General features: G+C 41.0%; 11 protein-coding genes and 1 tRNA gene. 3 read left to right on the top strand and 9 right to left on the bottom strand.

The window, feature by feature from the left end:
- Positions 1–403 precede the first annotated feature (403 nt).
- Positions 404–2,314, top strand: coding sequence for a DUF687 family protein (locus KJA58_RS00640; protein ID WP_213357552.1), 1,911 nt, complete (start codon positions 404–406; stop codon positions 2,312–2,314).
- Between the two features lie 171 nt (positions 2,315–2,485).
- Here KJA58_RS00640 and KJA58_RS00635 read toward each other — a convergent pair.
- Positions 2,486–2,558 (bottom strand) — tRNA-Ile (locus KJA58_RS00635).
- Between the two features lie 53 nt (positions 2,559–2,611).
- A complete protein-coding gene (locus KJA58_RS00630; protein WP_213357551.1) occupies positions 2,612–4,567 on the bottom strand; it encodes an ankyrin repeat domain-containing protein in 1,956 nt (651 codons plus the stop codon).
- Between the two features lie 154 nt (positions 4,568–4,721).
- Here KJA58_RS00630 and KJA58_RS00625 point away from each other — a divergent pair, with 154 nt between their 5' ends.
- On the top strand, positions 4,722–5,936 hold the full coding sequence (locus tag KJA58_RS00625) for a hypothetical protein (RefSeq protein WP_213357550.1): 1,215 nt from the start codon (positions 4,722–4,724) through the stop codon (positions 5,934–5,936).
- A 57-nt stretch (positions 5,937–5,993) separates the two neighbouring features.
- Here the strand turns inward: KJA58_RS00625 and KJA58_RS00620 are convergent, their stop codons facing one another.
- The 6 genes from KJA58_RS00620 to KJA58_RS00595 all read right to left on the bottom strand — a co-directional run bounded on the left by KJA58_RS00620 (position 5,994) and on the right by KJA58_RS00595 (position 12,399).
- A complete protein-coding gene (locus tag KJA58_RS00620) occupies positions 5,994–7,250 on the bottom strand; it encodes a hypothetical protein (protein ID WP_213357549.1) in 1,257 nt (418 codons plus the stop codon).
- Positions 7,251–7,415: 165 nt separating this feature from the next.
- Positions 7,416–8,528 carry an aspartate-semialdehyde dehydrogenase gene (gene asd, locus KJA58_RS00615; protein ID WP_213357548.1) on the bottom strand — a complete coding sequence of 371 codons (1,113 nt, stop codon included), beginning with the start codon at positions 8,526–8,528 and terminating at the stop codon, positions 7,416–7,418.
- A 326-nt stretch (positions 8,529–8,854) separates the two neighbouring features.
- Positions 8,855–9,130, bottom strand: coding sequence for a hypothetical protein (locus KJA58_RS00610; protein ID WP_213357547.1), 276 nt, complete (start codon positions 9,128–9,130; stop codon positions 8,855–8,857).
- Positions 9,131–9,146: 16 nt separating this feature from the next.
- Positions 9,147–10,025, bottom strand: a complete 879-nt coding sequence (gene dapA / locus KJA58_RS00605; protein WP_213357546.1) for a 4-hydroxy-tetrahydrodipicolinate synthase — start codon at positions 10,023–10,025, stop codon at positions 9,147–9,149.
- Positions 10,026–10,081: 56 nt separating this feature from the next.
- Positions 10,082–11,443, bottom strand: a complete 1,362-nt coding sequence (locus KJA58_RS00600) for an aspartate kinase (protein ID WP_213357545.1) — start codon at positions 11,441–11,443, stop codon at positions 10,082–10,084.
- 131 nt (positions 11,444–11,574) lie between these two features.
- Positions 11,575–12,399, bottom strand: a complete 825-nt coding sequence (locus KJA58_RS00595) for a 4-hydroxy-tetrahydrodipicolinate reductase (RefSeq protein WP_213357544.1) — start codon at positions 12,397–12,399, stop codon at positions 11,575–11,577.
- Between the two features lie 86 nt (positions 12,400–12,485).
- On the opposite strand from KJA58_RS00595, the gene KJA58_RS00590 reads away from it, so the two are divergent.
- On the top strand, positions 12,486–13,508 hold the full coding sequence (locus tag KJA58_RS00590) for a Ulp1 family isopeptidase (protein ID WP_213357543.1): 1,023 nt from the start codon (positions 12,486–12,488) through the stop codon (positions 13,506–13,508).
- Between the two features lie 18 nt (positions 13,509–13,526).
- Here the strand turns inward: KJA58_RS00590 and KJA58_RS00585 are convergent, their stop codons facing one another.
- Positions 13,527–14,255: a hypothetical protein gene (locus KJA58_RS00585; protein WP_213357542.1), complete on the bottom strand. Its 729-nt coding sequence runs from the start codon at positions 14,253–14,255 to the stop codon at positions 13,527–13,529.
- Positions 14,256–14,341 lie beyond the last annotated feature (86 nt).

The raw sequence follows: 14,341 nt of genomic DNA, 5'->3' as shown, positions 1-14,341 counted from the left end.
TTTTTTTTCCTTTTATTTTCTTCTTTAAAAACAGAAGCTGGGTTGCTATGGAATGGCGGTTCTACTCTTCACCCATTTCTGAACAAGCGCATAGCAATTTTTCTTTAAACAGAATTATTGAGTCTATTGCTGGCTTTCGAAGCTATCTGGGAGGGATCTAGTGGTCTTAAACAAGAAGTTATTGTCTTTATCAGAGAATGAGACTTTTGAAAACCCCTTTGTCCCCCAGACAAAGGGGTTTTTTTTTTCCAGAAGCTAATAATTTTCCAGAGATTCGTCTCAGCGCTCCCTTTTCCAATCCCTCTCTATGAAAAGAGATACCGTTGTGTAAATAGGAGACTTATTTCTCTTGCTGGCAAAAAAAACAAACAAAACAAGCCCTTAAAATTTAGGAGATTATTTTATGCAACCCGTTCAATCCTCAGCTTCTCAACCTTCATCAAACGTAGAAGAAGAGCCACCATCATCGGGGGAGGAAGCGAGCAGTGACCGTACAAGTGGTAATGACCAAAGAGAAATTCTCTCCTCTTCTGGCTTACCCCCGCAATCAAGCCTCCAGCATACTGCTGAAACCATACGCGTTCTTACTGTAGGAGAAAGCGAAGGCAGGTTACCCTCTTCAACAAGTTACTCTCCTATCTCAGAACAGCCTCCACAATCTGAAGAACTCATTCAAGGAATCCGAGTATGTACTGGCAGCACAGAGAATAATGGGGAACTTCAAGATCTACTTGGGTCATCTTTTGGGGAAGTTTGTATTGTATATGTCAATGACAGCGGCACACCGGCCTTTGAAGCGTTAAGCGCGGGATGTGTTCTAAGTGAATGTTGCGGGGGACACCCCGTAAATACGGTTTTGAATGAAGGAGTTGGTTTCAGCTGTTCTAGACCTCTTCATCGACTTCGGTGTCCTCGCTATCATCCACAAGTTCTGGCATTACATGCACTATGGATGCGGTTTCTGGAAACTCATCCCGAAGGAATTATTCTTCAAATTTTTGATGGTGACGGCGGTGCTTTTGTCGAAGCCGCTTTGGAATGGCTTTCTTTAGAACTTAGAGCTCGCGTTCATGTACTGGGGTTAAATCCTGCCCACTACCCAATGAACGCTTTAGAAGCTGTTTACTACAGAACCTCCCTACATGCTTCGCTATACGATCGAACAGGGTACCTAACTGCACGCGCCGATAATCGTATATCAACCGTACCCTATTCAGCCCTCTCGACAAGCTTCTTTCCTTCGGCAAGCGACGATAGTTTTCAACTTGGCATAAGGATGGCCTTCCTTCGATGTACTGGGAGAAGCGGCTTTACAAGCACTCTACTTCCTGGAGATAACACTGATGGACACTCTTTTGCCCTTGTGTCTTTAATCGAACAAGAAGAAAGTCAAGCCTTCCAACGATTAATGAATGCCTTAGAAGCTGGAGCCGCAACTTCCGTGAGAAATAGTCATCCCCCGGTTAACGGAAACTGTGGTCGATTGATGCTTATGATATTTTCATTATTCAGACAAGTTGTGGGAAATGTCTTCCGGGCTTCGGTTGAGGTAGATCTCCGTTACCACCCTATGGATGTGGCTTACGCCTCTTTCTACACGTTGGGAGCCACTGGAGAACTTATTATTTTCTGCACAAATGGACGAGCCGCTTCTTACAGATTATTAAGAATGCTGGCTAGATTATGGTGTTGTATTGGGGATGCTACTTTTATCGCAGAATACATTCACTGCATATACAATCTGCGAGTAGTGTCAGCCCTCCCTACTCCGAATCCCTGCGTACAAAATCTTTTAATTTGGGTTATCGGGACTGGAGCGACTCCTTTTGCGTTCTGGTGGATGCAGCAACGTTTCCCCAGACTCTATCACAGAACCACACGACTAGCCCTCAGATATGTTTCTCCTCAAGAACATCAACAAGAGCTGGTAGAACAGCGAGGCGGACCTTTCGATCAGAATCGACGTAATGCCTTTGGAACAACTGTCGGAGTTATGTGCAATTTAATATACGGAGTCGGGTTTGCTGTATTGATGGGGGGCTTGGATCTCTTTAACTGGAGATTCCCCGAAAATTGTCGACCGTGCAATAATTCCACTCTTACCAATACCACCGCAAACACAACAACTCCCACACCTTTAGGAAACTGCACAGAACCTCTATTCAATTTGAATGGAACTTTTACTGAGGTCTATCAAAATAGATCCTTACACAAGATGGCGATTACCGTAAGGATTGTATGGTGTTTCTTTATGATGATCTATCTTTTATTTGTTGTAGGTCGAACTTTACGCCAAAGTAGAAGAAGGCGATGATAACAAAAAGCATCTTCCGTCACTTGCTTTTAGGTGACGGAAGATAAATCCCCTACGAAAGATAAGGAAGACTACAAGAGAGGAACTACTTTGCAAAAAGTCTTAATTTTCTGAAACAAGATGAGACACAAGGTAGGGAGAGATCTTAGCGCTACAAAGCTCGACAAGATTTGGGGCAGCCTGGATTTGAACCAGGGACCTACGGGTTATGAGTCCGCAGCTCTAACCGCTGAGCTACTGCCCCTAGAAGAGGGCCCATGCTACCATAAACCTCTGCATAGAAGCAAGAACTATCCATCAAACTTCCGAATCAACTATTAGTCCTTCAGTTTCTATCGCTAAACCTAAAAAAATCTCATTACCAAAAATTTGAGCAACATCCACAGCTGTACGCCCCTCCATATTACGAGCATTCAACACAGTGTTATTTACAAGCAGGAGCCTAAAAATCATACGATACTCGCCTAAAAGTTCTTCTGAGGGATTAGATTGAGCCAGATAATGAAGCGCAGTATTCCCCGAATTATCTACAGCATTAACATTTGCTCCGTGAAGTAACAATTCTTGAATTAAAAAAGCTCTAGAGTACCACCCACTTAGACGACATGCCAGCATTAAGATTGTGATGCCTTCGATGACGGTAGCGTTAACATTCGCTCCATTTTCCATAAGGAGAGCAGCCATTTTCCCCTGATCTTTGGGAGACTCATCATGGAAAGGTTCTAGAGGGAAGCATATATCTGCAAGAGCTGTGACAGTCAAATCCCCTACAAAATTAGATTTTTCTAAAGGTTCCATAACACCTCTTCGCAGCAAACTCCTTACCGCGAACAAATCTAAATTTAAAATAGCTAGTCTAAAGAAGGATATGAACGGTAAATTCTTCAAAAATTCCCTATCTAACTGTCCCACGGCATTTGTAGGGAAACATTGAGGAAACACGCTGGAAAACCTAGTCACATATCGTCTCATAACGACATCATGTAACATAGAGACTCCCAGTCCCTGATGATAAATAACAATAGAGTTGGCATGAGAAGGCAAGGGAGGCTTTAACATTTCCAAACTAAAAGGTTTTTCCAAAAGAGTTTGTACGGCTTCTTTACAGTCAATTAAAGCCGCTAAGAAGATATTTGAAAAAACACCTTTATAAGCTTGTTTACAACTAGAACTTTTTGTCAGAATCTCATAACAAGAACGCATTGCTTGGGAGTACTTTTCCTGATTTCCTTGCAGAAAAAAGATGCTCAAACAGGCGTAGGGGGGATAGGCTTGATATATCTCATTATTTAGAAGAACAGGCTCCATCTTCACAGGCAACTGAAGTAGTTGGGAGACAAAATCTGGACGAGTCATCGAAGCTTTCAGCATTCTTTCTAAAGACCCAGGATGCAGTCGGGAAATGGATAGTCCAAAAACCTTTGTAAAAAATAAAAAAGCATCCCAGCTAAGACCTAAAGAGATCAACTTGTACAGTCTTTCCAAAAAGATATGTGTTACTGTACCGGAACGACTAGTTTCTTCCTCTAAAAAGTTTTTTTCTAAAAATTTTTGCAAAACTTCCTTTGAGCAAGATTCCAATAACTCATCCACTTCTCCATCAGTAATTTTCCAAGAAAAATGGTCACAAACACAATTGAATAAAGGAACCAAAAGGGTTCTTAGCTCTTCCATTAGCATCGGATTAAGAGGCATCAGAATACGCTCAAACTCAGCCTTAATCAATATATCCAGCCTATCTAAAGCGTCTAGGGTAGAAAAAACGCCTCTAACAAAATCAAACCTATTGCTGATGGAAACTGCTAAGGAAAGGTCTAACTCTTCCCCTTCTTTCTGTAAAATAAAGGGCAAAAAAACTTGATCCGAAAGCAGTGGTAGCTGTAATTCCTCTAAACAGTTGGATAAAACATCCATATCTCCTGATTCAAGGGTAGGCAGCAAGTCCATCCTTTTATTTAAAACTATTTTTAATACGTTGACAGCTTTAGAAAAGGCCTCAGATCCTCTTTTTAAGCTGTTCAGAGCCTTCTTCGACCTATGGTTCGCGTACAAAATAGCCTGCACCCTAGCGGCGTCAGAAACTAGAGCATAAGAAAAGACTTCCCTCCCCGATAGACAATCGAAGATTCTTGAAGAAACTTCCACAGGCAATAAGTCTACAGGCATGCCCTCATCCTCTTGTCCTTCCTCGCTAGAGGAAGAGGGGGAGGAAATGAAACCTGTTAAGCTTCGAAAGAAAGATTGTATCGACATTTTGACTTCTATTTAATTAAAAGAACAAAAAACAGAAATTATATTAATTTTAATCAAAAAAAATCTCAATTTTATTTAAAATGTTAAAAGGAAAAATTAAAAAATTTTTTAAAATCTAAAAATTCACCTTTAAAACAAATTAACAAATAAAAGTATGTCAATAGCTCCCCACTCTTCTCCTTCAGAAGAGCTTTCCTCCTGTTCCCACTTCTATCCAACTCTAAGAAGATCCGAGCTCTCCCAAACACCAAGTCCAGAAGAGATTATAACTGTAGCAAGGAAAATAGAATCTTTTACTTCCAGATTAATTCCCTTGACTTCAGACAGATGCCTAAAAAGATATTCGGGATGTCTTTCCTGCCCACCACAAAACTGTGTACACTCCGGCGGCGGCGCCCCTCTTTTAGAACTATGCCACTGCTGGACCTGTTGCTTTGGAAAAACTCATGGGAAAGATATCAGAGACCTCCACCTATTTCTAAAAGAACTCACAAAACAACATAACGTTCACTGCGTTGCAGATACTATCCTTCGTAAAGGAATCTCTCTAGGCGTTGTAATGCGACAACAAAACAACTTTACCGAAGAACAAAAAGAAATTTTAAAAGGTGGATGCAAGAACCCCTATGAATTAGATCTTGAGGAGGCAAAAGATAAAATCACTAACGCTAGAAACCAATTAATTTGCGCCTCATATGATAGATCTCATAATTTATATCTGATTTTAGAACTATGGAAAAGCTCTAAAAAGTCCGATGCTAGAGATCTGTCTAATACTTTTACTCTCTGGGTGCAAAATAAAGAAGGCCAGGTATCGCCGTTCTGTTCTCATCGACTAGAATCTTTCCTGTCCTCTCTAACCCTCTTTTCTCTCAAAAGTCGTAGGAGCGGAGCTCGAGTTTCCCCAAGCCAGGCAGCACACCTAGCTCTGCAAGTACAAACAACCCTTTCATGCATCTTGAGCAACAGCAAATACAAGGAATCTCTCCTCTCCACCGTATCCATCGAGGAAGAGGTCTTTCCTGCCTGCTCTACAGAACTCATCTTTTGTATCCTCATAGCATCTCTAGAAGCTGAAGGAAAACTCCCATCATTAAGAAACAAAGCCCTTCTTCAATACTTCCCTAAAGAAATCTCTGAACTAATTACGTCTTCTGCAGAAACATTTAGGAAAACACTTTTGGGAGAATTTCTTCTTTGTAAAAGACCGAGAAAAAAGGGCGATCCGATGGATGTTCCTGCTCCAAAACAACAGATGTTAAAGTTAAGAACTTTTAGCGAACCCATTTTGAGTATAAAAGTTTCCAGCGCTACCAACGACGAGGATGAGGAAGATCCCGAAGAAGGTCCCTCTACTAAAAACACCTAAAAGGATAAAAAATGGAGATAACTTTTGATTTGTTATCTCCACAGAATTCTTCAGGCGTTATATAGACTTTCTTCGATTGAAAAACTTACGGATCTTATCCCCAACCTTTGCTGGTAAAGATTTTTTGGCATCACCATCTGTTTTTGGAGTCTCCCTTGAAACTTCTCCAGAAGCAACTCCAGATTCATAATCCACTTCAGGCAAATCCGATTCACTCAGACTACGCCCTAATCTCGGTTGCTGCTGAATATTTTGTGCACCAGATCTATCTGCTTCAGAATCCTCATAATCCACAGGAGGATACTCCACAGAGCCTCTTTCAACTTCTGATTTACTATCCTTGGCAGGGGCTTCTTTCGTCTCAGTCTCGCCACTTCCTGGAGAATTTTTCTTTTGTAAAGCAGTCTTCAGCTCATCCATAAAATTCAATCCACCAGGAGCACTAACTGGGCGTTTTAAGACAGGATCCTTTCCAGCTTTCATTCCTGAAGAAGCAGGAGAAGATGGCGAAGAGGGTTTGGACTCTGGTTTAGACTCTGTCTCACTACTAGAAAGATTTGGAGCAGAAGCTGCTCTTTGCTGCAGCTTAGCCTTCAATTCGTTCATCAACCCTTCATTAGCAACAGGTTTCGACAGAGGTCTTGATACCGGCGTCTTTTTTTCCGGTGTAGAAGGAGTTTTTGGAGAGGAAACAGAAGCAGCCGACGAACTTCCAAAATTCAGGGGAAGGGGCGGGGGATTATTCGCTGGATCAAAAGGTAAATTGGTATCCTCGGGAAGAGCCAACTCTGGAGTAGCAGGCGAAGATTCTGACTCTGGAGTGGGATTATTTTCAGAAACAACCTCATCTTTTCCTCTAGAAGAAATAGCTTTTTGCAGCTCACTTAAAAATCCTCCACCAGCTTCCTTTTTTCCTTGAGAAGCGTCAGGCTTTCTGGGAGAGCTTGATCTCGGAGGCAATTTTAACGGCCCCCCAGCGTCAAACTTGCTTAAATCTGCTGGTAATGGGGGAGCAGGAGGTGGAGGAACTCCCTGGTTCCCTGGAGAAGAGGTCTTTCCTTGGGGGCCTCCTGCAGTTGTACTAATTCTGGAAGATAATGGAGTAGAAGAACTTGACGAAGCCCCGCCAAGAGCCTTTCCTAAGGCTGCTTTAGCGGCATCAAAGGATTTTGAAGCTGATTCTGTCTGCTTAGAATCTCCCTTGTTGCTAATATTGTGTCCTCCCAGCTTAGAGGATTTTCCTACATTTGAAGACGAGTTATCTGGTACAGGGAAAGAACCTCCCACTCCACTATTAGAATTAATACTGCTCATTTTTAGTAAATTTTTTATTTTTATTATAAAAAATAAACCAAAAACAAACTAACCGCGTTTTAACACGACAATCTCAAAACAAACACAAACAAATGAAAAATAAAACTTTAAAAGTAAGGACAATTATAAAAATATGAAAAAAAACAGAAAAAGAGCTGGTTTTTACTAAACAAGCCGAGCAGCCTCTGACCCTACATCATGGGAGGATCCCTCAAGGCAATGTGCTAGCAGTCCCTTCTGCAACATCAATTCTGCATTTAGAATAGCTCCGCCAGCGGCACCACGAATAGTATTATGAGAAACCACAACAAACTTCCAGTCTAATACCGAACTTTTGCATAACCGACCAATGATTATGGACATTCCTCGCTCAATCCTAGAATGTCTTACAGGCTGAGGTCCAAAGAGATCCTCCAGGTAATATAAAAACTTTTTAGGAGCACTAGGCAAGGAAAATTCTTGAGGCTCCCCAGAATAGTTCTCCCAAGCATCTATGATCTCTTTTCGAGACGCAGGTGTTCGTAATTTTACGGAAACACAGGCAGTATGACCATCTAACACAGGAACTCTAGTACAACAAGCACTTACGTTAATCGGATATGGCTGTATAACTTTAGCCTTCCGACAAAATTTTCCCAAAATTTTGGCTGGTTCGGTCTCTACCTTCTCTTCTTCTCCAGGTATATAAGGAATGACATTCCCTAGGACATCATACGCTGAGACTCCAGGATATCCGGAACCAGAAACTGCCTGCATTGTAACAATCTGAACGTCAGACACCCCGAACGCGTCTACCAGAGGTTTAAGAGCAGCAACTATTGCGACAACCGAACAATTGGGGTTCGTAACAATGCTCCCTAACGAACTATCCAAAAGCTGTAAATGATCAGCATTTACTTCAGGTATTAACAAAGGCACCTTTGCTTCCATTCGATGGCTTGAAGCATTGGAAATAACGAAGCAGCCTGATGAAGCGAAGAGCACCTCCTGTTGTGAAGCAACCTCTGAAGGTAATCCAGAAAAAACTAGAGAATACTCTCCCCTAGGCTCACTGGGCTGTACTTCCATAGCTAATAATTTTTGAGGAATAAAACCCGAAAGATTAGGAACCAACTCTCCAAACTTCCTTCCTACGGAACGATCAGACCCCATAAGAGAGACCACTCGAAAAAAAGGATGATCTGCTAACAGACTCACAAATTTCTGACCTACAGAGCCTGTAGCTCCTAAAATTCCTACAGGAATCTTCGATAGTTCATCCTCACTTCGAATAACCATAATTCTCCTTCATTAGATTTTCTTCTCTACGCGCTCATCAAAACCACTCTGCTAAATTAGTTAAGTCACCTCTAGAAATAATCCGAAAACCAGAGCTGCTGTAATAAGAATAAATGTTTCAAAATATGTTCTGGATCCTATGCATAAGGCTTCTAGAGAGTCCCATAAATAATCTAAAGCACGACCTTCCCATAAAACCAGAACATCCGACAAACGGAAGCGATTATAAATATTACCGCAATAAAAACTAAGTATTCACTATCCAAAGATCTGGTAGAAATACAGGACCTCACCCCACAATCCTTCCGACATATGGTCGAGGATCATTAAGACAAAAGATATAAAAACTTGAAAAAAGCTTTAGCAACCTTTTCCGGGCTTTCACTAAACAGGATATGCGTTGAATTCGCCGTTCGAAAATCTGCTCTATAAACTTTGAGGCGATTAGAAACTAACTGCCAAGCTTCCTTCATACGCAAGAACATTTGTTTCAGCAAATTCAGAATAAAGGAAATAAATATTGTTAAAGGATTCCTTCTAGGACTTGTCCAAGGATGACTCTTCCCGCAAGGGCACCCCGTTTCGTAATGCACTTTTATCATATTTCACTTCTATCAACTAAGTTGTGCAGGCAGCATCTAAAAATACAGACCAGTTTGTTAATTTTTGATGCACAGATTCTATATCCTTGTAACGAACAAAATCTGCAACATTCAAAGGCTCTCTAACAGTCGCAGAAGCTATCACGCCTAGTTTTTCTAACACAGCTTTTACAGACACAGGATTCCCCCCCGAAGACAGTAGGGAACAGGCCTCTCTCCAGGGAAAATCATCCATCCTTATATCAATAAAGTTCTGTCTCAGATAGTTGTAATACTTAGAAACAATTTCTGGCCAAACATTTCCAGCTACATTAATCCAACCTTTAGCTCCAATTTTTAGGAAATCCTCTACCAAAATATCGTCACCACAAAAAAGGGTACACGCTGAAGGGCCTGTTAAAAACTCCGAATAAAAAGAAGGTCGACCGGAAGCATCTTTAATGCCGTAAAAATTAGGCTCTATCTGCAAAGTTCTAATAACTTCAGGATATATAGAAACTCCACTTCTACTAGGAATATTATACAAAATAACTGGAAGCGTTGTTTGATGCATTAATCTCCTAAACCATGACAGTTGTCCAAAAACGCCCGGTTTAGAATAAATAGGCGTTGTCAAAAGATATCCTTGTATGGGTAGACGATTACACTTCTGTATAAAAATTTCTGCGCCAAGAATATCTATGCCCGACACGCCCACGAAAATGGGAACAGAAAGCTCTTGTTCGCAAGTATACTGCACAATTCGTAGTCTCTCAGGAAAAGACAGCGACAACCCTTCCCCTGTACTTCCCAACAGTAAGATTCCTCCTGAGGCAGATTCTCCCATACGGAGCACTCGTGATAAAGAACTGTAATCTATTGCACCAGAGTCTAAAAAAGGGGTCACACACGCCACAATCACTTCTGGAAGAAAGGAACTACACATTACCTAAAGGAAACTCTAATCTTTGATCAAACTAACGAGGTTTCTCTAACAAGCTCATCATGCAACAAAGAAGCAGTCAAGAAGGCTTCATCATCTCCTACCACGACAGTGAATGCAGTATCACCAACCTGGTACAGAACAACTACCGACACCACATTCTGCAATAGCTTCCTCACAGCATCTGACAAATAGTCTAGATTGGACAAGCCCCGGCCGACCAAAGATAAAGTAGAAACGTTTTTTATGATATTTAAATCTGCAAAAGATGCTAACTTCTGAAACACCCTGTGTCTACTACAAAACCTATTGAACCATATCTCTTCCAAAACCACAGCATAACTTTTATCATCATGTTGCATATAATCTAGGAAGCACTTCTGAGACAAGGTTTCTAGAAAGTTGTGAACTTTGAACTTATCTTCGTGCTTTTTCAAGTGGATGAAAACAATCACCAGCCTTGTGCGAATAGCCAAAGCTCTTATTCGAGAATCAAAAGTATCCGTCGAAGAACTTAGACATCCCTTTTCATAAGATATTAATGTCCCTTTATTCAAAAGCTCTGTTGGATCTTCATCAAAGGTAGACAACACTCTAATGGGAATATTAGCTCTCATGCAAGGAAGCAACGTTGGTGGATACACAACTTTGGCCCCCCTATGGGAGAGCGCTTCCATCTCTTGAAAAGAAAGTCGAGAGAGAACTTCTGCTCGGGAAGAATACCCAGGATCTACAGAATATACTCCAGCGACATCTTTATACAAACGCACTTCATCTGCTTTTATCATTTCAGCAACCAGTGCAGCTGTATAATCACTTCCACCGCGGCCCAAAAGAGTGGTTTCTCCGTGCTCTGTCGCACCTAAAAATCCTTGTATGAGGTAGTGAACTCCGGGCAAACTCTTTCTTTTCGACCACAATCTTCTCATAGCATAAAGATCAGGAGAAGCTTTTTCGTATTTAGCATCGGTAATGATAAGAGTTCTTGCACACAAAGTTTCTGTGCAAATGCCCATCTTGATAAAAAAATTTGCCAAGATAGCTTGAGACATATCCTCTCCAACGGAAAGGACCTCAGCCTTTTTCCTTGGATGTACGCCTCCATCGCAAAACAGATTGTCTCGGATTTTATTTCGGAAAAAATTGGAAAAAAAAGGAACTCTAAGCTCAGAAGCTATCTGCTCATGAAGAAGCAAAATCTTATCTAAAAGGAGCCTCCTATCCTTATTGCTAAGAACAAAAAGATCCGAAAGCATATTCGTAACCCCAGCAAAGGCGCTGACAACTATCACCTCTGCTTCGGGAGTACCACGAATAATCTCTGCAACCTTCCGTATACTCTTAACGGATCTTATACTCCCCCCGCCAAACTTTACTACAACTCTACTCATTCTTATGCCTTAGGTATACTATTTGAATCCATTGGAGTATAATGCCTAACAGTCTAGATCCGTTCGTATATACCTTGATCAGTAACCATCACCTAGGGAAAAAGTCTCAGCCCCATGATGGAATGAATGCCTTATTTCATATTGAAGAAGCGTTTTTTTAAACCGAAAACATCTGTCATACCATAAGTCCCTACTTTACCTAAATTCTTGTTCATCCACTCTAAAATCTTTTCCACTCCATAAGCAAAAGCCTCCTTATCACAAACTTTGTGAACAACAGAGAGGGATTCTCTAGAACTAGTAAACGATACTTCGTGATTACTAAAGATTCCTCCAGACCTTGAAGAACTTAATTCTACAAAGTTATCAATTCGACCACCTTCTTTAGGAAGCCCATAGCTGTAATCTGCATTCCAAAAATCTTTTTTTATTCGTACAATAGTGTCTACGAGAGCCCTAGAAGTCCCAGAAATAGCGTCTTTTTTGCTTCTGTGATGCTCATCATGAATATGTATATCGTACTCGTCATCTAGGACCCTTGCTAGCAAGGAAACTAAAAAACTTTGCACACAGGCACCAAAAGAAACATTTGGAGCAATAACTACCAAAGTTTTTTTAGATAAAAGATCTATAAGTTCTGCTATCCGCCCTTCGTATAAGTCTAAATTTGTCGTGCATATTGCAATAGGTTTGGGCCTATCTTTTAGTTTTTCCAAAAGTTCATGCACAAGCTCTGGAGAAGAAAAATCTATTAGAAAGTCACTCTCAGCGATAACTTCTTCTAAGGAACCTAGAGGAAAGGGAGTCTCCTTCTTTCTTCCAACTCCCTTACCTAAATGGAATTGCAAAGACTTCCTAACATGGCAAGCAACGCAACTACCCGCCCGCCCCGTAACACCGATAACGCCGACTACTTTCACTTCTAACCTCAAAAGGGAACGTCTATTTAAAATCATTAAGATTTCTTTTCAAAAGAAAAGAAACTTTCAAAAACAAATACTTTTTAATAAAATAGAATGGTCAATAACAATTACAAGTTCTTATGACACAAATTCCAAAAACTTCTCTATTCACTAACCAAACGCCCGCCCTTCCCTCTTCTGAAAAGGGGGATGAAAACCTAACTGCAGGAAAGGTTTTGTTAGTAATAGCTGCTATAATCCTAGTGATCCTCACCCTGGGAACCATCTTGTGTTGCATTTCCTTTGGCGAGTTAATAGGCGAACCCAAGGTTATAACACTTCCTCCAGAACAAGTACACCCTAAGAAAAAAACTATTGAAGAGTTATCAAAACCAGCACAACAAATCATCGATCGCCCTTTCACTACTCCAAGGAAAAGATCTCCTGAAGCGATCCCCTCTCCAGAGCTTCTGACAAAAGAGTTAGATCTCACCTCCCTCAAGCAAGAACGTCTTTACCCACGCCTGTTAAAACGGATGTCCCCACCCTTACAATTCTCCACCGAGTTAATAGCAGAGATAGTTATGTCTCTAGCTCAAAAGTTTCCGCAACTGCGTGGTAAAGAGCACTGGCACTCTCACCCTAACGATGTTCACAAACATATCGAGAGAAAAATAGAGGCCGAGGAAATCTTCCCAGACCAGCTCATCCCTATACCCTATCTATTTTCTCCTACTTTTACGGGAGGAGCAGCCAATCATTGGGTCCTTGTCGCTCTAGATATGCAATTAAGAAAAATACTCTACTTCAATAGTTTATGCAATTACACCGGGCAAACAGAACTTCTGAAAAAACTTCAAGAAACTGCGGAATTATTGTCTACTAGCTATCCGGGGGACCGGCCTTTTACTGTAGAAAATATAACAGCAAACACAACGCTACAAACAGATGGTGTCTCTTGCGGAGCCTTCACCTGCTGGTTTTTGTACAATCACCTCCAGAATCCCCTTTCTAGCACTCAAGAAACCTACAACAGAATCTCATCTGAAAAAGCAAATCGTTTGCTGCAACAATTCCGAGAACACATGGCCGCAGCAGTCCTACACGCAAGAAGGTTTCTCTCAGACGACGACAGAGAATGGTACGAAGCTGAAAATAGTTAACTTAATGTTTTCCCCAAACTAAGTTCTTTTTGTCTCAAAAAGATCTTCATTCCTGTCTTTTTTTTCTCTTCTCAAGGAATCTCCTGCAGCCAATACGTAAACGCTCTCTACTGTGCGATGAACAACATTACTTACGGAAGATCTAAACGATTCATCCTTTAAAAGATCTACCACTTTCTTTCCTAAAACACACAAGCTCGACGACACCGAAGAAACCAAAGCCTTCGCACCTCTCTTACCTAATTCGGAATACTCAAATAAATCTTCTAACTCCTCCAAATCTATAGCTTCTCTAGCAAACATATTACTTCTAGACACCAAAGGGTCCGCTTTTTCTCCTCTGGAAGGCACAAAACTTTCACATTCTTCTATAGCTAATGAATTTGCTATTTCCTCTTCTCCGTCGCCCTCTAACTCTTGGAAACTCCCGCACCCAAACTCTTTAAACAAAAGGACCTCCTCCTCCTTCATCACACCACTCTGAACGGATATTGAGAAAAACTTAAATAGAGCCACTAAAAACAAAGAAGCGGAGATCAGGCTTACAAAAATAGGAATGAAGGAAAAATTAGCAAATAACAGAGAAGTAGCCGAAATTACTGCAAAGATCATACCGAATATCAAAAAAGCTACTTGGCAAATCTTTCTCCTTTCACACGCTGTCGTCTCTTCATTAGAAAAGCTAGCTCTATCAGCTTCTATATTAGCCCCCATCGAACTAAAAAGAGCCCTAATACTACTAGCCATAAAAGCCTCCCACCAAACCTACTATTAAGCAAAATAATCCAAAGATTACCCCACTTAAAAGATACCACCAAAAGCGAGCAACTCGG

The organism is Chlamydiifrater phoenicopteri (genome assembly GCF_902807005.1).
Taxonomy (GTDB): domain Bacteria; phylum Chlamydiota; class Chlamydiia; order Chlamydiales; family Chlamydiaceae; genus Chlamydiifrater; species Chlamydiifrater phoenicopteri.
Note: the sequence above shows the minus strand (reverse complement) of the source record. Positions and strands in the feature narration are given on the sequence as shown.